General features: G+C 49.2%; 18 protein-coding genes. 10 read left to right on the forward strand and 8 right to left on the reverse strand.

Annotated features, from left to right (window positions below; genetic code table 11):
• Window positions 1-58 precede the first annotated feature (58 nt).
• The 5 genes from FIV39_RS06755 to FIV39_RS06780 all read left to right on the forward strand — a co-directional run bounded on the left by FIV39_RS06755 (window position 59) and on the right by FIV39_RS06780 (window position 7,681).
• Window positions 59-2,341, forward strand: coding sequence for a hypothetical protein (locus tag FIV39_RS06755; protein WP_143513850.1), 2,283 nt, complete (start codon window positions 59-61; stop codon window positions 2,339-2,341).
• The gene (locus tag FIV39_RS06760) at window positions 2,342-4,435 is read left to right on the forward strand and encodes a hypothetical protein (RefSeq protein WP_090401488.1); all 2,094 of its coding nucleotides are present in this window, start codon (window positions 2,342-2,344) and stop codon (window positions 4,433-4,435) included. It abuts the gene before it with no gap.
• On the forward strand, window positions 4,432-4,938 hold the full coding sequence (locus FIV39_RS06765; protein WP_143513849.1) for a hypothetical protein: 507 nt from the start codon (window positions 4,432-4,434) through the stop codon (window positions 4,936-4,938). Before FIV39_RS06760 ends, FIV39_RS06765 begins: the two co-directional genes overlap by 4 nt.
• Window positions 4,931-6,304 carry a tyrosine-type recombinase/integrase gene (locus FIV39_RS06770; RefSeq protein ID WP_244176249.1) on the forward strand — a complete coding sequence of 458 codons (1,374 nt, stop codon included), beginning with the start codon at window positions 4,931-4,933 and terminating at the stop codon, window positions 6,302-6,304. Before FIV39_RS06765 ends, FIV39_RS06770 begins: the two co-directional genes overlap by 8 nt.
• A gap of 546 nt (window positions 6,305-6,850) precedes the next feature.
• Window positions 6,851-7,681: an inositol monophosphatase family protein gene (locus tag FIV39_RS06780; protein ID WP_090401485.1), complete on the forward strand. Its 831-nt coding sequence runs from the start codon at window positions 6,851-6,853 to the stop codon at window positions 7,679-7,681.
• Between the two features lie 132 nt (window positions 7,682-7,813).
• On the opposite strand, the gene FIV39_RS06785 is transcribed toward FIV39_RS06780, so the two are convergent.
• Both FIV39_RS06785 and FIV39_RS06790 read right to left on the reverse strand, forming a co-directional pair.
• Window positions 7,814-8,239 carry a hypothetical protein gene (locus FIV39_RS06785; RefSeq protein ID WP_090401484.1) on the reverse strand — a complete coding sequence of 142 codons (426 nt, stop codon included), beginning with the start codon at window positions 8,237-8,239 and terminating at the stop codon, window positions 7,814-7,816.
• A complete protein-coding gene (locus tag FIV39_RS06790; protein WP_090401483.1) occupies window positions 8,236-10,092 on the reverse strand; it encodes a DEAD/DEAH box helicase in 1,857 nt (618 codons plus the stop codon). The genes FIV39_RS06785 and FIV39_RS06790 overlap by 4 nt, the downstream gene beginning before the upstream one ends.
• On the opposite strand from FIV39_RS06790, the gene FIV39_RS32950 reads away from it, so the two are divergent.
• Window positions 10,091-10,261 (forward strand): hypothetical protein, encoded by a 171-nt coding sequence (locus FIV39_RS32950; RefSeq protein WP_159440118.1) that lies wholly within the window; start codon window positions 10,091-10,093, stop codon window positions 10,259-10,261. The two genes, FIV39_RS06790 and FIV39_RS32950, sit on opposite strands and share 2 nt — an antisense overlap.
• A 139-nt stretch (window positions 10,262-10,400) precedes the next feature.
• Here the strand turns inward: FIV39_RS32950 and FIV39_RS06795 are convergent, their stop codons facing one another.
• From FIV39_RS06795 to FIV39_RS06805, 3 genes are all read right to left on the reverse strand, one after another.
• Window positions 10,401-12,254: an ATP-dependent helicase gene (locus FIV39_RS06795; protein WP_315899135.1), complete on the reverse strand. Its 1,854-nt coding sequence runs from the start codon at window positions 12,252-12,254 to the stop codon at window positions 10,401-10,403.
• A 53-nt stretch (window positions 12,255-12,307) separates the two neighbouring features.
• Complete coding sequence (locus tag FIV39_RS06800; RefSeq protein ID WP_090401481.1) at window positions 12,308-14,290, reverse strand: ATP-dependent nuclease; 1,983 nt, start codon at window positions 14,288-14,290, stop codon at window positions 12,308-12,310.
• Between the two features lie 273 nt (window positions 14,291-14,563).
• Window positions 14,564-14,782 (reverse strand): helix-turn-helix domain-containing protein, encoded by a 219-nt coding sequence (locus FIV39_RS06805; RefSeq protein WP_017846214.1) that lies wholly within the window; start codon window positions 14,780-14,782, stop codon window positions 14,564-14,566.
• A 105-nt stretch (window positions 14,783-14,887) separates the two neighbouring features.
• Here FIV39_RS06805 and FIV39_RS06810 point away from each other — a divergent pair, with 105 nt between their 5' ends.
• The 4 genes from FIV39_RS06810 to FIV39_RS06825 all read left to right on the forward strand — a co-directional run bounded on the left by FIV39_RS06810 (window position 14,888) and on the right by FIV39_RS06825 (window position 19,342).
• Complete coding sequence (locus FIV39_RS06810; RefSeq protein ID WP_090401480.1) at window positions 14,888-15,448, forward strand: hypothetical protein; 561 nt, start codon at window positions 14,888-14,890, stop codon at window positions 15,446-15,448.
• Window positions 15,445-16,833 carry a DEAD/DEAH box helicase gene (locus FIV39_RS06815; protein WP_090401479.1) on the forward strand — a complete coding sequence of 463 codons (1,389 nt, stop codon included), beginning with the start codon at window positions 15,445-15,447 and terminating at the stop codon, window positions 16,831-16,833. Before FIV39_RS06810 ends, FIV39_RS06815 begins: the two co-directional genes overlap by 4 nt.
• A gap of 626 nt (window positions 16,834-17,459) precedes the next feature.
• The gene (locus FIV39_RS06820) at window positions 17,460-17,792 is read left to right on the forward strand and encodes a DUF2790 domain-containing protein (protein ID WP_090409838.1); all 333 of its coding nucleotides are present in this window, start codon (window positions 17,460-17,462) and stop codon (window positions 17,790-17,792) included.
• A gap of 224 nt (window positions 17,793-18,016) precedes the next feature.
• Entirely contained in the window at window positions 18,017-19,342 is a 1,326-nt protein-coding gene (locus FIV39_RS06825; protein ID WP_090401478.1) for an OprD family porin, read from the forward strand.
• A 398-nt stretch (window positions 19,343-19,740) separates the two neighbouring features.
• On the opposite strand, the gene FIV39_RS06830 is transcribed toward FIV39_RS06825, so the two are convergent.
• The 3 genes from FIV39_RS06830 to FIV39_RS33870 form a co-directional block, all read right to left on the reverse strand.
• On the reverse strand, window positions 19,741-20,745 hold the full coding sequence (locus FIV39_RS06830) for a YVTN family beta-propeller repeat protein (RefSeq protein ID WP_090401477.1): 1,005 nt from the start codon (window positions 20,743-20,745) through the stop codon (window positions 19,741-19,743).
• Window positions 20,746-20,895: 150 nt separating this feature from the next.
• Window positions 20,896-21,150, reverse strand: coding sequence for a hypothetical protein (locus FIV39_RS06835; RefSeq protein ID WP_090401476.1), 255 nt, complete (start codon window positions 21,148-21,150; stop codon window positions 20,896-20,898).
• On the reverse strand, window positions 21,107-21,217 hold the full coding sequence (locus tag FIV39_RS33870) for a DUF6957 family protein (RefSeq protein WP_390620690.1): 111 nt from the start codon (window positions 21,215-21,217) through the stop codon (window positions 21,107-21,109). The genes FIV39_RS06835 and FIV39_RS33870 overlap by 44 nt, the downstream gene beginning before the upstream one ends.
• Window positions 21,218-21,345 lie beyond the last annotated feature (128 nt).

Below are 21,345 nucleotides of genomic sequence, written 5' to 3' on the forward strand. Positions count from 1 at the left end.
TTGACTTTTTAGGTTTGGTTGTCAAAATCGAATTTAGACCGTCAGATCAGGGCTTACCATGGCATTTCCGTCCATACAATCGTTGCCAATCTTCTCAAATGGGGTCCACTATGATCACTATCCGTATGAGCAGCTGAATGAATACCAAAGGGCAATATTTACCGACGCAACGTCGAGCCGTGGTCGGCTATGTTCATCGGTGAAGCAGATTACGCTTAAAAGTTTTGAGTGCTACCTCCAGATAACCCGTCAGCTGGCAACTCCGCGATCGCAATCGAAATTCCGAAAGGTGGCGGAAGGCTTCCTAGGTTTTTTATATTCAGAAAAACATATTGAAACGACTCCGCTACTTCGCGCCCAACGAGCGAAGTTTTTCATATCAATAATTCCTTTCCTATCAGAGAAATACCCCAGCAAGAAAGAGTATTCATTTCCCTTGACTATCGAAGCAATAAACAAATACATAAGTGTGCTGAATAGCTTAGAGCAATGCCCCAAAAAAATAGAATATTGGCGAGGATGGCCGTTGCTGAATGTTTCTGGAGGAATGCATTTTCTTCCCTTATGGGCGTTTTACCGAAAGCTTGGTGCCGACTTTACAAGGAAACTCTATTCTGAAACTCATATCTTCCTATCAGGAAGGCGTTATCGAGCAATGCCAATGCTATCGAATCTAGGAGATTTTATAGAGACTCAACCATCAGATATCACACCTACACACTTAACTTCAGACGTATTCATGAGCGAATTCTGGGATCGTTTTGTGAAGTATTACGTTACAACAGCATATGATAGCGGAAAAGGACAGAAACTAAGCACCATCGCATCGGCCTGGAACGTACAATTCTCAGCTTTCGTGCGCAACCAACTTATTCCAGCATCCCTACTAAGCGGGGGGTATGCTGGATTACCCGTGTTACCAAAGAGACTTTATACCGACGCGGCTTCAAGAATCAGCACTGGAAATGACGGAACACTCGTTCATTCAAAATTATTGCACGATATTCCACTAGAGATTACCGACCAAGCGGCTATCTACCACATCTTTGACAGCCTAAACTCATCCATGAACGACTTAACAACCTGGGCTAAAGCTGAAGTCGCAGATCTGCATGCCAGACTAAATCGTCGATTGCGAGAAGCACCGAATGGAACACTGCGCTGGATCGGTGGATCTGGAGAAAACGAGGGAGGCCAAATTCAATGGATGAGAGATCGGAATAATCCAGCGTGCTTTGCTAATGCAGCACGAAATATCGAAGAGCACTCCTATTCATATATAATGGAGCGAGCCGTCCAAATTTTTGCTCCGCCATTTGCAGAAACAGCATATGAGCTAGGATTAGCAACAACAAGCTCATTGTACCCACACTGTCTACTACTCGTTAGTCTGTATCCAAAAATCACCGTTGGTTTCTTGGAAAACTTGGAGATATATGATGAGCATGGGAAAAAAATTGGATTCATCCCAACCGACAACGGGTATCAATTAGTTGGATATAAACTTCGTAGAGGGCACCGTGAAGCTGAGCAGGTTATTAGCCTTTGCGAGTACGGTGCATATCTTGTTCAACAAATAATGGACGTCACCGACTACGGCAGACGATACCTACAATCTATTGGAGATGATAATTACAGATATTTATTATTATCCGCAGTTAGAAGCTTCGGCAAATTTCAGCGACCAAAGTTAGCTTCGGTTACCACATCACCCATCCCAATAGAAAGACTGGTATCCGGCTTAAAGAAATACACGAACCTAGATCATGCTGAAGCTACGTACCTCGCACAACGCGCTAATCTCTCCACAATTCGCGCGACCGCTGGAGTAATGATCTATTTAGAATCAAAAAGCGCAAAAAAAATGTCCGAAGCTCTTGGCCATAAATCATTTGATCCATCGTTGTTAGCGCGCTATCTCCCAGCACCCATTTGGGATTTCTTTCAAGATCGATGGATTAGAATTTTTCAAGCAGGAATAATTATCGAAGCGATGGATGGGAGCCCATACAAACTGAAGGCTTCAGGTTTTGACACCTTAGAACAGGTTGAGGAGTTTTTATTAAACCACTCGATACAACTCCCCCCTGAGGAATCAAACACTCGCTTTAGCGAGGTGCGGCCCGACAGCTCTATATTGGTATCACTGAATGAACAAATTTTTGAAGAACTATTAAAGCTTAATGATTCAAGGTACAAATCTAGCAGCCATATACAATCAAGTCTTTGGAAAGATCTGAGCTCTAAAATAATCACTCACGTTGACTCGTGCCTTAGTGATCGACCAGACATTCAGCTTGCACTCTCTAACGCTAAAAACAAACTAGGGATAACCATTTAAATGAACGCGAAAGAAAATATTCACGCGTTGGCCTTTCTGGAAGAAATGTTCCCCTCCCAGAAAACTCGGTTTGAAAGCGAATGGTTGACCTCGGACTTTGATTCCAACGTATGGTGCTTTGATTTCGCGCGCGGGTATAGATTTTGTGTAAATTTCAACGTGGAGCTCGAGGACGGGTCTAAACTTTCCGCCCCCAAAAACAAAAAATTATTGAAATTATTCAAAAACTGGATAACCGTTCAGAATACCCAGAATTTAAATCAAGGTGTAAAACCAGGTAGTATCACCGCGTACGCTAACACGCGAAGAGCGATAAACATCATTGACTACCTTTTGCTGAACAGTTCGCGCCTTAAGCTCGCTAGCCATGGATTAAACCTTCTAACAGAAAACGATGTCGCAGCGTTTTTTTATCAGTTGTCGAGTTCGGAAAAAATTGCTGAAGGGGTCTATAACTGGCGACAAACTGTGGTCGATTTCCTAAGAAGATCCAGTGAATGTAGCGATCAGATTGTCTCACGTTTCGCTGAAAAAAATCCCGATCTCTATTTTTTAATGATTCAAAATGAAACAGCATATGGCCTTTCGCCAAGCGAAACTCTTAAAGTCAAAATATGGCTACATGAGAACGATTATTATAGCCCCATTCTCAGCTCGGGGTACAGGTTAACGGTAAGCATCACCCGACTGGCATCACACATCTATAAAAATACCCTTGTGGGGGGCGCTATAAAAAGTGCTTTACCTGAGCTAAATCTGGCCCCTTATCCAGGGATGACAACTGAGTACAATGTCGTTGGCGTTCGTACGGCAAATGAAGACTCGATGTCAGATCGACAGTTTACCAAATATTATGCAACTTTTATGGCGATAAACAAACTGCCAGAATTAGGAATTGAAATTCCCAGTCATGCTTTTACTAAGCTCAGTTTGAGTGCTTTGAAAGCGCACCTAAATTTAGCGCAAACCATGCGTTTTAAGACATTGAGGCCGAGTATCCTATTACCTGCGCTGCAGAAGGCTATCGATTTTATTTACGAGTACGGAGAAGACATTTTCCAATCTGCTTCTGCTGTCATTGCTGCTCAAGCAAAGTATGGTGAGAGCGTAAACGATCCTGATTCGGATTGGTGGGTTCGCAAAGCTATCACACCTCGTTTAGCTGGGTTAGGAGTCCAATGCTGGAGTCTTAGCACCAAGATGCTGGCTGGCAAAAAACTCTCTAAAGAACTTAGAGAAAACAAAGTTCAGGAGTATTTTAACAGGCTCCGCAGTAACGAGGGGCTGTGGGAACTGTTACGAGTATATTATGGCGCAGCGCAATTGATCATCGGATTACTGATGGCGCGGCGCCAATCGGAACTTAAAAGCCTGATGCCGTTTGAGTGCCTTGATGACTCAAAGCGAAATTTAATATTTTTTAACGCAAAATCCGGATTTTTATCCAATAAACAAATTTTAAAAAGACCCATTCCAAGTATCGGCGTTCACATTATTGAAACATTGGAAAACTTCCAAAGCCTGCTGCTCAAAAATAAACTTATTATTGAGTATACATATTTGTTCGCCCCGCCTGACAGATATGCAAAAGGACTAAAAAAGAGCTTACATTCGCCTGCCTACAATAGAAGTATTGATTTTTTCTGCGACTACATTGAGGCACCTCGAAACAGCGAAGGATCAAGATTTTATTTCCGCCAGCACCAACTGAGGCGCGGCTTTTCGATGATATTTTTTTGGGGCAATTCATTTGGTGGCCTCGACACATTAAGATGGTTCTTGGGCCATGCGGATCTTGAACACCTCTATCATTACATTACTGAAGCCACTCCTGGAGAAGTACTTCGCGGGGTAAAAGCAGCTTATTTGGCAGACTCCTTAGCGGCTGGCGATAAAGAGGTATCCAATGAACTCGCGGCAGCTCTACTTTCACATTTTGGAACATCTGAATTTACCATACTGGATTCTCAAGAAGTAGAAATCTACTTGGAAACACTAATCGAAAACCACTCGCTAACTGTCGAGCCGCATTTTATCAAGATAGACGACGTAACTACCTATAGGCTGGTAACCAAGCTGATAAAATCAATATGAACAAAAAACTTCATTCGACTATCAACCTTTACAATTTACTTCTCGATATTGCCTCTCATCCACACAAATATCAGAAATCAGCGATAGGAGCTTTCTTAAAATCACAAGGCTCATTAGCTCGACACTCAGCTCCGGATAAAAACATCTATCCTTGCTCTTTAAATACGTTGAAGACCCGTGCTGATTGCTTTCTTGCAGGAGGCTTTGAGGCTATGGATCATGCAAGAATTTCGGCACTAAAAGCGTGTTCCCCAGTAGTGGTTCTGATTTCTGCTCAAGACAAACCTAGAACGTTAAAAGACGACGTCATTGCTCTTAAAAAAGAAATACAGTTTCTCAACGAAGAAATTCTTTGCTACACCATCGCATTAGAAACAAGCATGGAACAGGCAAGAACGTACGCCAAGAAGACAAACAATATAGTAAATATTCAACTCTGCGAGAAACAACAATCGGAAATTTATGCACTATTGAAATACCCCAGAGTAACGACCAATGACTAAACTTTATCGTTTGACATCAGCACACTTTCAGCTACCTTTAGCGCTACTTTCCGATCAAACATATATTTTCAACCCAGCTTCGTACATCCCGATGCTTCGCTATCCTAACGGCACATGGTGTCACTACTCTAATTGCTACATGCATTCTCTTTATAGAAAAGGATTGTCTCGCAATAACAAAGGCGGAACATTAAAAACCTATGCGGGCAACATAAGCCATTTACTGCGCTTTTGTTCGGATAACGCGATTGATGTTGCGCAAATGACCGACAGCCTCTTTATACTATTCATGCAGACGTTGCTTAACGACAAGAAATCACTGTCTACAACACACACACTTCGGTCGACAACTTCAATACTTACGATAGGGAAAAACTGTATCGACTTACTGGTCTATATCGGAAAAATCACCGGTAGAGATGAGTTTGTCGGTAAAGATGGAGTGATCAAAGCTGAAAAAAGAAAAGCTGAAATCGATATTGGGAACGGAAGAAAGCGCATCACCAAATACTATTGGCATCACCGTTCATTTCCTGAGCCATCTCCTGACAAAAAAAGATTCCCGATTACTGACGCTCATTCTAATGCCATTATCGAAGCAGCCGCTGGTACTGAGGACCTTTTTCTCAGAAAGCGTAGATTCGTGATGCTTAAACTACTTGCCCATACTGGTTGCCGACGTTCTGAATTGGTTTCGATAACGACGCATGATGTATATGCAGCGCTTCATGAGCCAACCATCGGCTTAAAATTGATGACGGCGAAAAAGCGCGGAAACTCAATCCATCATCGATACTTGCCCATCTCAATTCCGGATTTGAAATTCATCGCCTCTTATATTGAATTTAACCGACTCCCAAAAATTAGATCTCTGGGAGTTGAGGACGATGGCATGCTGTTTATCAGTGCACGCACTGGAAAGGGCCTTATGCCAAATACGATCACACAGGAGATCTCGGAGTTGGCGGGACTAGCTGGCATCAATGAGCGCTTATCTCCACACATGTACAGACATCGCTTCATCACTCAATATTTCATAAAATTGATTATTCAGCATGACTTTAATAATTCTGATGAGTTCAGGAACTTACTAATCAACACTGAATCCTTCAAACGTGAGGTGCAACAATGGACAGGTCACACAAACATTAATTCTTTAGACAACTACATACATCTTGCTTTCTCGGATATATCCAACAGAAAAGAAGTTGTGGAGGCGGCAATCCGCAGCGAGCACCTTTCATCGTTACTACAAACTGTCAAAATGGCCCAAGCAGAAATAAAAGCGGGATTTACCTCATCATCAGTTAATGAGCTGTTGAATACGATATCCGAATATCTAAATGAGCTTCAGCACTCGGCCTAACAAGCGTTATTTGGAATTATCAGTTTTCTACTAGCACACCAAAATCAAAAGTAAATGAGATCAGGGTTGATATTGTCGAGTGGCCGTTCACGTACTTTGCACAGCGATTAGCTGATCCGAATTGCTTGCCCCCTCCTTAACCATTGGCTTAAAATTCGAAGGTCGCATGCCGACCCTGAGGTTGGAGAGAATTGTCAGGCCTCCATATCTTCTGAAGATATGCATTTAGGTGAATGTTTGCTTGCACCAGCCAGGCCCCCAACTGGCTCAAAATCTCGGTCAAAGCTTGCTGCGCGTTCCAAGAATCTGCTCTGTTTGAGAGACCGCTTTTCCAGAACCGAGCGGGCTATCCGCCTGTATTCGACAATCTGCTTAAGCTTTAAACGTATCTTCTTTGGTCTTCTCATGATGATCCTGGGGGTATCGATGTAGGCGTTTATGGAACGACTTGCTATAGACGATGCGAATTGCAATCGGTATGCCTATCATGCACCACAGCAGCCTTAGAGACATTCCCTGAGCGGTTTATCAGCCTTGAGGAGCCTTATGCCTAGCCCAAATCTTTCTGAACTACTTGCTCAAGTAACAGAGATCGTTCAACACGCAGGCGCTCTCCTCGCGGCCGAGTGGAGTCTTCCAGAGGGTCCTCGAGGCATTGGTGACAAGGCCGCGATCGATGTCGAAATAGAATGTTTTTTGCGACCAGAACTTCTCAGCGTGTTCGACTGCGATTTTTGGGGCGAAGAGACCGGGCATGTTCTGACAGGACAGTCGTGGTGTTGGGTTGTAGACCCTAACGATGGCACCAGTGATTTTTTGAATGGCATGAAGGGATCAGCGATATCAGTGGGGCTACTGCATAACACCATTCCCGTGATGGGGGTCGTATACGCACCAGTGACTTCTGAGGGGCGCCCCGACTGCATCGGTTGGGCTGAGGGCACCCCCCATTTGATTCGCAACGGTCGAGCTGTGTCTGTACGCCTCGAAAATAAACAGCTTTCGAATCAAAGCACGATCATGGTGAGTGCAGCTGCGGTGACAAAGGCAGAACTCAATCGTGAACTGTGTGCTCCAGGACATTTCCATGCAATGCCATCGATCGCGTACAGACTGGCAAGAGTGGCTGTGGGTGACGGAATTTGCGGCATCTCTCTCTACGCTGTTTCAGCGCATGATGTTGTGGCTGGTCATGCGCTGTTGAGAGGTGCCGGAGGCGTCTTATTGGATGAAAATGGGTCCGAGATTCGCTATGCGACAGAGGCACAGATGACGGCTGTTTCGCAACGCTGCTTTGGTGGATCACCTTCAGCATGTCGCGAGTTGAAAGCTCGTGAATGGAATCTGGTGCTCGGGGGTTCAAACGCTATTGATTAGAAGCCTGACTATTGACCACCAGAATCGGTCAAAACCATGCTCTACGCGAGTAATTGAACTCCATCGGGTCACCCGATCGCGCCACACAGGACGGGGCGCTCTCCGAGCGGTATATGTCCAGTTATACCTGGACTAAGCGACGAGCTTCAGACGAGGAAAGATGGCCACAACATCGTCTGGGATGGTGGAAAGTATGGCCGTCACTTTCTCTTGTGGGAGACTGGTGGCCAGCATGGCTTCGAGTCTTTCAACTCGTTGGCGTATTGAGGCTGCACGATCCCACTGAATTGCGTATTTCTTTGCGACTTTCTGTTCGATGAGCACCAAGTTGCGACTACTGTCGTAGGTGTATCGCATCGCCACTTTCACAGGACAGTCGTTTTCATCGATCTCGAGAAAGGTGATCTCAAATATCACACCATTCGATGTCTTACGGGATGCTGATTCGACGTAAGCGTCTTCGAACAGGTTGTCGATGAGGTCGCTAGGCTGAACGCCTCGGCTGATATGGAGAGTCGTCAGTTCGTCAACGAGTAATTTGATAGATTCGAGGCTCATCTCAGCATTTTCCTCAGTTCAGCGATGACTACTTCCACGTGCGAGATCGACTCGGAAAGCGAGCTATTATCACGCTCAGCAACCTTGCCGTACTTCTTAGCAAGCTTGGTATTGATAAAGCTCACCAGTATACCGTCGTTGGGCGTATTCGGCTTTGCCATCGGAACGTGAGCTGCGAATTTCCGATAAAGAGTAGAGCTTTTATCGTCGACCCCTAAGTCGCTGAGCAGCGTGGCAACTTCATCTTGGGCCTTTTTTGTAAGAATCTCTCGAAGCTGCTTCCGCGCGATCTCTGGTCGCTTTTCCATGAGTGTCGGGTCGATGACCTGGGCGGCTTTCTTCATCTCGGCGTTTCGGATGACGTTCGTCAACTGTGCAAGCACGTCAGCGTCGTAACCCTCTATGCCCGGCAATTCTTTGACTTTCTGGGCCGCAAAAGCATCGATTTCAGCTCGCTTGTCAGAGAAAATCTTGTTGAAGTCCAAGTCTTCCAAATAGGAGTCCTGATCGCTCACAAACGCTTCGGAGGATCCAACACCCGCCAGGGACTCCTCTCTTCGAACGTATTCCTCGTCAGTGATTGTGTATTCCTTGGTGCGTTGATGTTTTGCTCGATCAACCTCCTTCTGAAACGAGCTCCACATCGCATCCAGACCGGTTTCCTCGTGGTAGATCACAACGGCGTTGTTATCAATCTCGAACGCAGTGATTTCCTCTGGGGGGATTGCGCGTAGCACCCGGCCGACGATTTGAGCGAAAGCATTCAGGCTTCGATAGGGCCGAAAAAGCGCAAGAACCGTAAGGTACCTGTGGTCATAGCCTTCCATCAGCATGTTCACTGAGATGACCACGTCGCACTGATTGTTATCGATCGTTCTAAAAGCTGCATCGATGTCCGGCTGTTCCATGTAGCTATGAACAATCGCCGCTCTTAAATTTTTGGCCTCGTACCAAGTACGTAAATCCTCGGCGTGGGCAATACTGCAGCCCACAGCAAGGATTTTGTGAGGCACTTCAGGTGATGATTTCTTCAGCTCCGTGAGGTTGTGAATGCTCTGGTCAATCACGTCCAATGAGCACTCTTTGGACAATGCAACGCTACGCTGGACCCACTCAGGGTCTTTGAAACCCAGCACTTCCTCCTTTGATAACCTAACGCCTGGCTGGTCAGCCAACGTGAAATAGAGCTCATGAGCATTGACCGTTTCTTTCCTGAGCCATTTGACGTAGCGGTCCCTCATCACCTCAGACAGTGGCGTTTTGTGAATCAGCTTTCCGGGCACTTCCTGGTTGTCACCACGAAATGGGGTTCCAGTTACAAAAAGTTTTTTAGCCTTGGCGAAGTAGCCAAGTGTCTTTTGCCAAGTGTCAGCCGGCGCGTGATGCCCTTCATCGACGATGATCAGGTCGAAGAAGTCGGGCGGGACTCGCCTGGTCAGGCACGTAGCGCGGTCGCTGTGAATTTGCTGAATATTGGAGTAAACGATATGGCTTTGCTCCAGGCTGCGCTGAAGCGTCAGCGAGCTGAATTCGCAGGTGACGGGCAGGTCATTTCCACTGAAGATCACATCAAAGTTAATCCAGAAATTGTCTTCCAAGAGGTCTTGGGTCTTCCGAATGCTCTGCTTGGTCACAAGACCAGGGGTGATGATCAAGACACGCCCTTTCGCCATTCCAAACGGCACGATGGAAATCAGCCCTGATTTGCCCGTGCCCGTAGGCAGCACGATCAGCGCATCCTGTTCAGGATTGCTTGCAAAATGCTCTTGGGCCTTCATGTAGGCTTCGATTTGAGGCGTCCGCAGCTTACTGTTGCCTAAAATGTTAACGGCAGTGTCGGTAAAGTAATTCATGAAAAACTCTCTGGCGTTTTTCGAGAATCCACGACAAAAACGCCGCTCGAACGAGCAGCATGCGCTTGCGCAGATTGCGATAGAAAAAGAACTGTCGACAGCAACGAAGCTGTGGCGGGCATCGAAAATCCTTATTTCTGAATCAACTGGATCAACAAAGGCGGTTTAGAGGGCTGAACACGCTTTTAATCATAATAGCCGAATGATATTGCTCAAGGTGCCTTGAATTTTCGAGCCTGCTCATGCCGACACTGCCGAAGACAGTTCATAGCCACGATACTCTTACTTTGAAGTCTCGCTTAGAAACATCAATTCGATCCGGACGTAATTTGGACCCCGGCTTTAGTAAGCAGCTCGTACAGGGTCGCAATTTTTGTTCGTGTGCCACGCGAGGCACAGTAAGTAAATATGACCCGCTGCTTGGCCCGGGTGAAAGCCACAAAAAATCCTGCTGTCGCCTCAATTTCATCCTGGGAAAAACTCCACCACGCGCCGTCATCCAGTCCGACAAAAATGACGGTGTGATACTCAAGGCCCTTGCTCTTGTGGATCGTCATCAATGGAACTGCGTGGACGCCTTCGTACATGTCGAGGGCGTAGGACCAGTCCGTACTGTGGAGCGAGGTGGACAGAAGATGTTCCGCGGTCGCGTCTAGCACTTTGTCTAGCCAGGTTCCCTGGTCATAGGCGGGGTTGGAGCGTATTACATGCTCTGGACCCACGAAATTTAGGATGTCGTCAACAAGTGCGCGTGAGGCCGCCTTGCTTTTTGGGGGATGCGAGTAACGTGCAGCAAGTTCGGTTGTATAGGTATCCAACTCACGAGCGAGCCTACTCTGCCTGATTGCGTCATCGACATCGATCCCTCTCATTGAAGCGAGCCAATTCTGGCAGCTCGACCAATAACCACCAGCTCGCGGAGTCATTGCGAGGCGGAGAACGGTGACCAGCAACTTTGAGATTTCCTCGGCCATCAGCTCTTGCAGCATTACTTTGCCGACCATTCCAGCTTCGTTACGCAGCGCCAGATTTTCGCTCGCGAAAGCAGGTTCTAAAAGTTCGGCATACTCTCCCGCCTTTTGTCGAACCAGGATGACGAAATCTCGAGGAGCCAGTTTCAGATCGGCAATGTATGTCGCTACTGATCGTGCCAACTGACGCGCTTCAATTTTCGGACTTGCGAAATCGAGAATTGAGCAACTTTCCCCGTCAATTGTGCCATCAGTCTGAGATACCGGCTGTACAGCTCGTGCGTCTAAGGCCTGGGCCAACACGTGCTGGATACGTACTAGCTCCGGCGAAGATCGGTAGTTGTTGAAGAGCGAAGTCCGGACACCTTCGAAATCGGCATCGAAGGCAGAAAAAGGATCATCCATCGCCATTGCCCAACGCATGATCTGCTGCTTGTTATCTCCGACAGCAGTCACGATGGTTTCTGTGCCTCGAAAAATCGTGCTGACCAGATCGTACTGAACCCTTGTGGTGTCCTGGAATTCGTCCATGAACAAATGCGAATAAGTGAGGCGCAGGGCATCCCGCGCCATCGGATTGACTCGCAACAGCAATTCAGCGAGACGGCCAATCATCGCGAAGGACAGCACACTTTTGCCGCCGTCGTGGAGCGACATTTTCCAGAACGCATCTGCCGCCCATTCTGCGACAGTTGGGGCTGGCCATCCGTCAACAGGCAGCGGTAAGCCGGCCAGGTGCCGGCGCTCAAATATTTTTGGCCCAATCTCACGCACGTCATTTTTCGTTCCAACTATCGAAGGCGGCGTTGGAAGGTCATGGAGAAACTCGCGAAAATCTCGTTCATTGTGAGTCGCGATCTCGTAGTCGGGTCTTGGCCGCCAGCGGTCAGGCAATGCCTGACCGAAGCGGTCGACCAATCCTTTTGCAAACGCATCAAACGTCATGGAGTCGAAGCGGCTCGCGTGGGTGTGGTGGCAGCGCTGACGTACGCGTGCTGCCAGATTTGACGCAGCATCGCGCTTGAAACTAATAGCTAGAATGCGCCGAGGAGATGGGGCCGCATCAGTTTGAAGGAGAAAGGCGGCGCGCTGCGCGAGCAGTTCTGTCTTGCCAGCACCCGGACCCGCAATAACGGACCGATTTTTTCGCGAACGAGCCACCTTCAGCGCATTCGCCTCTAGAGCTTTCACTCCTACGGGCTTCCAGTCCTCGGGACGTATTCGGCGTGACGAAACGGCCATGATTAGTCTCGCCTTAAGGAGTTGGCAATATGTCGAACAACTTCGGCTAGAACTGCTGGCATTTCTGCGATCAGACTCGCCTTGCTAATGCGTGTCAATGCCGCCAGATGTGTAGCTGGCTTGCTGTGGGTGAGAAAGTGGTACCGATAATTCGGAAACAATGGTGGGTAATTCTCATAGGGTCCCGTATATATCGAAAGTCCCGGACCTGACGTCCCCAGCACAACCTCCGCAGCCTTGTCAGCGGCCATACGTGGACCACCCCCTTTAGGGATCACGGCCGCATAGTCATCGGGGAAAGCATCTAGCATCGCCAGATCAAGGTCGAGCGGAGCCGAAAAGTAAACCCCGTATTCCTTCAGCCTATTGATCCAGCTCAACTGAGTGGAGTGATCTGATGAATTGTTCCAACCATGCATCCCGAGCAATGCTGCGTCGGTCAAAACGCCGGTGGTGGTTTGTAGCAATTTGGCCTTGGGTGCGCCGAATTCAATAAGCTTCTCAATCGCTGTTTTCACTCGCCCCCAACCACCACCATCGCGGCCGAGATCCAAGTCCAAGAGAGTTGCGTAAGGAATACCTAGACTCTTAAGTAAGCGCCAGAAATATTGGACGTGTCGTCCGCCGAGAGGGACGATCGCGACGAAAGCTGGGTCGATGAGAAGATCAAGTGCCTCGGCGAGATGAGGGAGGACGATCCTTTCCGAGTCACCCTCAACGAGCAGGACAAACCGCGCGAAGTAAAGCTCGGGATAGGCCAAGATGGCACCACGTACGAACTTGCTGGCTTCAACATCATCAGCCGGCAGCTCAATTCGCTTCACAGTAGATACGCGCGTCTTTGCGCTACAGCGACAGTAACGGACCTCGCTTGGCTCGACGCGGCTAAGGACTGCTGGCGAATGGCTCGTAATTATGGCCTGCGCCCCGCTGGCCTCAGTCAACGATCTAACCTGGCGGATGATTCGAGCAAGGAAGTAGGGTGAAAGATGGTTTTCAGGTTCCTCAAGAGCAAACAGTGTGAGCGCGGGAGTATGGAGTGCATCCTCTCTAAATCCGGCCACAGAACCTTCAACAACCTCGCGCTCTAGGTCAAAAACGGCGGCGGCCAATGCAAAATAAAATAGCGACTGCTGTCCGTCGCTGAGGGCTTCAATACCTCTTTCTCGCCCGTCAGGTCCCTGCTCAAATATGACCGCGATCTTATTGATCACTTCCTCAAACCGTCGGCTCACCAGACTGAGCCTAGGCTTGGTATTGGAAACGTCGTCATGCAGGTCTGCCCAGCGTGTTTGCAGAGCCTCGGTGATTGCGGTGATCGCAGACTCGCCTTCAAACGCAGCGGTCAGACTCTCAGTCGCCTCTTGCACTTTGTCTTCGGTTTCGGAGGACCATTCAATAGCCCTTAGGAGTCGGGCGGCCAGGGTACCGGCAGTTGCACGGATTTGGCCGGCGGCATCCCGGCTAGCTGGGGTGTAATAAAGTTGTATAAGACCCCGATCGGTTACAGCCACTGGTTGGCATTTGTCCTCTGCGGGCTCCTTATCCAGGCTATCGATCCAATAGAGATTCTGTGATACCTCTCCCTCAAGCGTACCATCGTCGTCCCATTGTGCTTCAAGCCGCATTCGGCAAACGGGCGCTTGGGCCGCTCTCGTAATCAGCATGTGCCGAAATGAAGGGGCGATGGTTTCTGGGGTTGCAGACCCGTCCAGCAACTCTGGAAAGGCAATAAGCGCCTCTATGTAGAGTTCTTTGGAATCGCGGCTCTCAGGATCCTCTCCGGGGGCGAGGTGGAAGTCCGAGAATGATACGGTGCGCTGCGCCCGCGTGACCCCAAACATCTTCGACATAGCCTGAAGAAGCGCAGTTTTACCCGCAGCGTTAGGACCAACGATTGTGGTGACCTCATCTGAGATTGGGATTGCAATCTCATTCGGGCCGAAACAGCGAAAGCCAGATACCGTGATCGACTCGATGCGCATAGGTTCCTTCCTCAATGCGGTAACGGGCACACATGCTCGTTACAATCCGGCGAGGTTAGCGCAGTATCCCTTCGCGCACAGCCCTCTAACCTCGAATTTTTGGGCCACTCTGGCCAATTAGGTACTCAGGCCATGGCTAACAGCTACGGGATAGCAGCAAGCTGATTTCAGCCCGCCAAACACCAGTGCAAGCATCCCCCTCGATCCATCGGCGAGCCTTGCGAAAATCGGTTCAGTGCTTCTTCGGAGAAGGGTCGATCTAGAGTTAGGGCTCTAACGACTGATGTATGGCAGCAGCGTGTGTGGTTGGCAATCCAGTTGGTATGCGATGCGGTAGAGCTTCTCGATCGTAAGGTTGACTTCGCCTCTCTCGATCCTACCGACATAACTGCGATCCATCATACATACGTGCGCTAAAGCATCTTGAGATAGGCCTACCGATATCCTTCGCTCACGGATGTTCTGCCCGAGATCCTTTGCCAACTGCTGCATAACCGCCTCGACTTACTCAAGGCGAAACTATCCGTCGTTTGCGGACTAGGTAGCGACGGATTATAATCCGCATTTGTATAGCTATTTGCATTCCTAGGTGCCTGCATGAAACCGGCTACATTTAAGTTAAACAGGCACATCTTCGAGTTACTCCAGGAAGGGAAACTCCAACGATTCACCACTCTCGACCTTCGTGATGCCTACGCTCAGAAAATAGCCCCATCAGATATCGGTCTCGGTGAGCTCTGGAAATATGTATATGAGCAGGTCCGTCGCTTGAAGCATGTCGGCTGGATTCGGCAGGACGAAGTGCGTCGAAAACGAGGACAGGTCTTTCACGTGCTAGACAAGCCAGAGCTTCTCTCAGTTGAACTCGTCGACTGCAATTTCATGAGTTGTTCCCCTCTGCTAGGGCAAAACCCTACCGCGGGTATTCTTAAACCGGTTGAAGCGCCTACCCAACGGCTTGAGACGCTAGCCAAAGAAATTCGGTTGGATTTGCTCACATCGATGGGCGAGGCTGAGCGGTATAAACAGCTCTTGAATGAAATGCCAGAACTGAAAGTCTGGGTTGAAGATAATTACGTTGAGGCCCGCGATCGAAGCTCTCGGCTTCTTGGTCACCTAAAGGCTGTCGAGAAGACCTTAAAGTCGCTAGCCGCATGAGTATTTCTCTGCGCGCCTGGCAGGCTGCATGCGTTGATGCTGCTTTGTCTCGTTATAAGCATTCTCCGCATTTCTTTTGCCAAGCAACCCCTGGTGCGGGAAAAAGTAGAATGGCGGCGGAGATCGCCCGTCAACTATTGCTCACCGGTGAGATTGATCTTGTGCTCTGTTTTGCCCCGTCCTGCCAAGTAGCAGAGGGATTGAGGAAAACATTTTCAGGCGTGTTAAACCGCCAGTTTGATGGCCTATTAGGCTCTGTTGGTGTCGCTACCACTTATCAAGGCATGCATCATCAAGGTGAGGAATTCTGGAGGTTGCTTGATAAATATCGAGTCTTCGCAGTCTTCGATGAGATCCACCACTGTGCGGGCCATGACCCCCTTTTAAGCAATTCTTGGGGGCAGATCATTTTACAGAGGATTCAAGACAGAGCTGCCTATACCCTTGCGTTGTCAGGCACACCTTGGCGGTCGGATGAGAGAGCCATCGCATTGGCAAGGTACTCAAATCCGGAGGGCCGCTTGATCTGTGACTTTCGCTACGGCATCGAAGAGGCGATATCAGACAAGGTATGCCGTCCCCCCCGTATCGTGCTGATCGATAACAATGCGATAAGGCTGACAGAGCAAGTGGGTAACAGCTCAACGGACGTTGTATATCCCAGTATTGCTCAACTCCTCACTGAGTCTCCCGTTAATTTTGAGGACTTACTCTCTAACGATGAGATCGTTCAGCAGACCATCGAATTGGGCAGTGAACGGCTAAATGAGATCCGGAAGGTCACCCCAAATGCCGCAGGCTTGGTGGTAGCGACTAACGTCCGGCATGCCAATCAGATTGCCTCTATTTTGAGGGCCCGCGGTGAAAGTTGTCTGGTCGTCACAAACCAGACTCCTGGGGCTCAAGGGCTTATTGATAAGTTTCGCAATAGCAATGATCGCTGGATCGTGGCCGTGGGAATGATTAGCGAGGGCACCGATATTCCAAGACTGCAGGTTTGCTGCTACCTCAGTAGGATTCGCACAGAACTACATTACCGGCAGGTGCTGGGTCGGGTGTTGAGACGCATGGGAGATATTGATGAGCATGCATGGCTATATGCGCTTGCAGAGCCCCTTTTGCAACAATTCTCCCAGCGGATTGCCGAGGATCTTCCAGAGGATCTGGCCGTTCTAGATTATGTTCAAGGCGCCAGCTCGCGTCTTGCATGGACAAAAAATAGTGAGCTCGACGCACCCTTCGATGGCTCAACTGAAATTTCGATACACCGGCGAGTTCCTCAAGTAGAGGGTGAAATATCGTTCGTAGGGGATGTAGAGAGAAAAGGCCTCTACGAACTGGATATCTCGTCAAGCTTTCGAACAGAGATTCTTGCTTATTATTGAATTCGGTACTTCACGATGATTGCTAGATCCTTCAGATCAGCCAGAGCTGCCTGGACCGGAACCCATAGCTGCCAGTCATTTGTGTCTACAGAGTCAGGGGCAATTCAATCAGAGGGCAGTTCAGCGGCACGCTCTGGGGCTCTGTAAATATTCTATAGGGAGGGATGGTGGTGCCATCGTACGTGTTTGTCGGTTCGTGAAGATACCTACGATGAGGAAGTATACCCGGCCTTCGAATGACTGACTGATGGCTTGCCGATTGCCTTCCTGACCGGCAGCTGTTGGCCGTTTGTTTTCTGTCGCGAAGGACGGCAACTGACCGTGAAGCGGTCAGTCATGACAGATAAAAAGCGACTAAGTGAAGTCGTTCGCTATGGGGATATGTAATTTCGAATAAGAGGCTCGTAGATACTCAATATGGAATTCGAGCGAGTTCTGATGCTGGTACGATACAACGTGCTCCGCCAAAAAATTAAACTCCTAAGAGTTGCGTTCACAAGTACAGGGGGAAAGGGGGAAAGGGGGAAAGGGGGAAAGCTTACACATAAGTAATATTCGCGGCAGCTTTCTGAAAGGCTTCAGTGGTTATGCTCTATTCAGAAGTTAGTGAGAACCAGGAGATAATCATGAAAACACTCAAAGCACTTTTTGCCGTCACTATTTTGACCTTGTCGTCATTGGCCATGGCTGAAGGCGGAGGTGACCGCGTTTACGGTCGGATGATGCAAGAAAACCAACAGGCGATGGAGCAATATGCCTTGAAAAATGGTAAGGCCATCCCTGAGATTGTTCATTATGAATATGGTATGAACCTCGATATTCAGAAGGTGGTCAGTGTCACGCAAGCCAACAAAACCTGTGGTGTTGCGCCTTCGCGCATGACCTATGAAGACACGGCGGGCAGGCTTAATACCGTTGAGTACAAGATTATGGGTACCAACTGCCCACACGGAAGCTAACCCCTAAAGGTCATATCTACGTCAGTCAGATCATTCATTAGGCTTTTTAAGCATGCTTACTGGTCGCTGACATAGAAGTAATTTTCAGGTCACGCTGGAGTTATCTTTTGTATGAAATTATGTCTGCCGGCACTTAGAGGAAATCTCTACGTGCCGGTGGCTTTTTTATAATGATAAAAATATTTCATAAAGAAACTCTGCCAAGCTAAAGCCTGGAGTGTTAAATGAACAATAAAAGCTTTTATGGTCTTTCTCTCATTGCCCTTGGCATGAGCATGGGGCAAGTTGCAGTGGCCGTTGAGCAAAAGCCTGAGGGGTTCATTGAAGGGAGCACCTTTAGTCTTCTCAATCGTAATCTCTATTTCAATCGTGACTATCGAAAGGGCCAGTCAAGTCCTACAGGCAATGGCTACGCTGAAGAATGGGCTCATGGGATTATTGGACGTTTTGAGTCGGGCTTTACCCAAGGCACCGTCGGGTTCGGCATTGATGCATTTGCAATGGTAGGACTCAAGCTTGATTCGGGTGATGGACGCTCGGGGGCTAGAAGCTCAGTGGATGTCATGCCCTATAACAGCAAAGGCCAACCTGAAGACTCTTACTCAAAAGTAGGCGGAGTCGCGAAGGCTCGCTTTATGGATACGGTGGTCAAAGTAGGTGACGTCTTTCCATCCACGCCTGTCGTGGCATATGGCGATTCTCGACTGCTGCCAGAGAGCTTTAGGGGGGCAACGGTTACCAATACAAGCATTAAAGACCTGACTATTCAGGGGGGCCGGCTGCATGCGATGAGCCAACCCAATTCGAGCAGCATGCGTGACGGCTTTTCGACTTTCTATGCCGGTGCTGTTGATGCTCCGTGGATTGCTTACCTAGGGGGCGATTACACCGTTAATGAGCATGTTGGTGTGAGTCTTTACTCCAGCCAATTTAAGGACGTTTGGAATCAGTATTACGCTGGCACTTCCTTTAGTTATCCGCTCTCAGACAACGTCGCGTTGATCGGTGGATTTAATTACTACCGCGCGGTCGACGAGGGTAAAAAACTCCTAGGCAGCTTTGATAACAATATCTGGAGCGGCAAAACCGGGGTCAAATTCGGCGTCCACACGGTGACCGTTGGCTATCAGCGCAGCAACGGCAATGACGACTTCGATTACCTGCGCCAATCGGACTCGATTTTTCTGGATAACTCCATCCAGTACAGCGACTTCAACTCACCGAAAGAGCAATCCTTGCAGCTACGCTACGACCTGGATATGCAAGCTTTCGGCATTCCGGGCCTAAGCTTCATGACTCGCTACGCGAAGGGGTGGGACGCTGATTATTCCAACGCGAACAGCGTGTACATGCGTCGCGGAGCAGATGGAGCGCCCTTGCAAGACCAAAAGCGTTGGGAGCGAGACATTGAGGCTAAGTACATCATCCAGTCAGGCTCTCTGAAGGACATGTCTCTGCGTGTTCGCCAAGCAACCACGCGTGCTACCGATTTCGAATCTGATTTGGATGAGGTCCGACTGATTGTCGAGTACCCACTGCAACTGCTTTAACCAGCGCAAACCTGCGGCACCAATTGTTCGATTACCAGATACACCCCGTCTCCTTGTTTCTCCTTTGGTTTGGGAGGCGGCTTAGGCGCCCTAGTGGCGCCTTTTTTTATGTGGATTGACATAAGGGCGGGACGTTCTGTTGTCAGTACTTGTGTTTGCCCCGCTTGGGAAATCTGCTAGCTAGGTTCTTTTGATCTGCTGATGGGTAATTGCACTGACTTGACCACCCGTTTGCATTTGACCTGACCAGCCATTTGCATCGGATTCGACCAGTACGTTTCTTGGCCATGGCCGGCAGAGAGCGACCAATTGCTGCCTTCGAGATTTTCACACAAGTCTTTGGACCGTCAAACTCGGTTGCCGCAGCCCGGCAGCACAAACCAGCGGTCGTTTGCGGCTCACTCGGGCACTTGGTAGCTAATGCCATTGGGGCCGGCCCCGACTTTATGGCTGGCCACCACTGTGCGACTGGCAGTATCGATCACAGAGAAGGTGCCGGCCTCGATATTGCTAACAAATACATAAGCGCCGTCGCTGCTGATGGCCACGCCGTGAGCGCCCTTACCGGTGGTCAGGGTGGCGACAACGCTCAAGGTCTGCGGGTCAATCACCGAGATGCGGTCATCCGGCTCACTGCTGCTGCCCTGATTGGCTACGTAGACCTGGCGACCATCTGCCGTGGCATACATCTGAATCGGCGTTCTGCCGACGGCAACTTTACCTATCAAGCGTTGTTTTTTCGTATCGATGATTCCGAGCTTGTTCTCCGCGCTCAGCGACACATAGGCCTGCTGTCCATCTGGGGCGAAGCCGACTTGCACGGGGCCGTTACCAACGGCAATTTGCGTGGCTTCTTTCAGCGTTGCGGTATCGATTACTGATACGCTGCCACTGCGCATATTGGCGACATACAGCATCTTGCCATCCGGGCTCAGGCGTAAACCATGGGGGAAACTACCGGTCTTGACAGTGCCGAGCTGAGTGCGTGCTTGTAGGTCAAACACCCGCACCAGATTAGCGGAAGAGTCGCTAACGAAAGCCCGCTGTCCGCTCAGGTCAGTCACCACGTGGGCAGGATGTTGCCCCGCCGGCAGGCTAAAGGCCGGTTTATCTAGCGTGGCAGTGCTGAACACCAACAACTCACCCGCCTTCATGGCTCCTGTTTGATGTTCAGCATGCGTAGGCATGCCCACCACCAGTAGCAAGCGTCCATCGGCGCTGATTTGTAAATTATGCGGTGCAATATTCAGGGCCAGCGTTTTGACCACACCCGTGTCGAGCCTGACTTGGCTGATCGAACTGTCGCGCTCATTGGCCGTGTACACGGTGCCAACTGGTGCTGCCAGCGCTACGTTTAAAGCCAGAGCGAGACTGGACGCCAAAAGCAGTTTGAACTTGAGCATGAGCGCTGATCCTTTTAGCAAAACAGTGACTATTGCGACTGTTGTTCGGCGAGCAATCGCCTGCCTACCATGCTGCGCCGTTGCAACCAGTCGCTCATTGATCATGATCAACTACTCGGCATTGAGCACTACGGAAAAAGTAGTTATTGCTTACGGTAAGACGAAGCGAAACAGCTCAGCCGACTTGCCGGGAAACGTCAGTCTGAGCCCAGCTTTGCTGCCTGCTGCGGCTTGGTAAGAGCCTTCGGCCAACATCGCGTTGTCGCCGGAGGGTTCCAGCGGCAAGACCTGCTTGGCACTGCCGTTTAAGAGCGTGACTTCGCCCAACGCACCGTTGCTGGTGATCGGGTTATAGGTAGCATCATGGCGCAAGCATTTTGGTTTGCTCGTCAGAAACGGACACATCGATCACGGTCCAGTCAGCTACCAGGCAATACGCTTTGCCCGGAAAATGCGCCTCAACAAACGACACCGCTTCGGCATCTCAGAACACTGCCGATCAAGCTGTTTCCTTTACCAACGAGTAAATCGATCAAGCCCGACATTTCCATACATTCCTCCGGGTTTGCCTAAGAAGAAATATGCCTTCGTTCTTACAAC

Origin of the sequence: Pseudomonas grimontii (assembly GCF_007858185.1) — a bacterium.
Classification (GTDB): Bacteria; Pseudomonadota; Gammaproteobacteria; order Pseudomonadales; family Pseudomonadaceae; genus Aquipseudomonas; species Aquipseudomonas grimontii.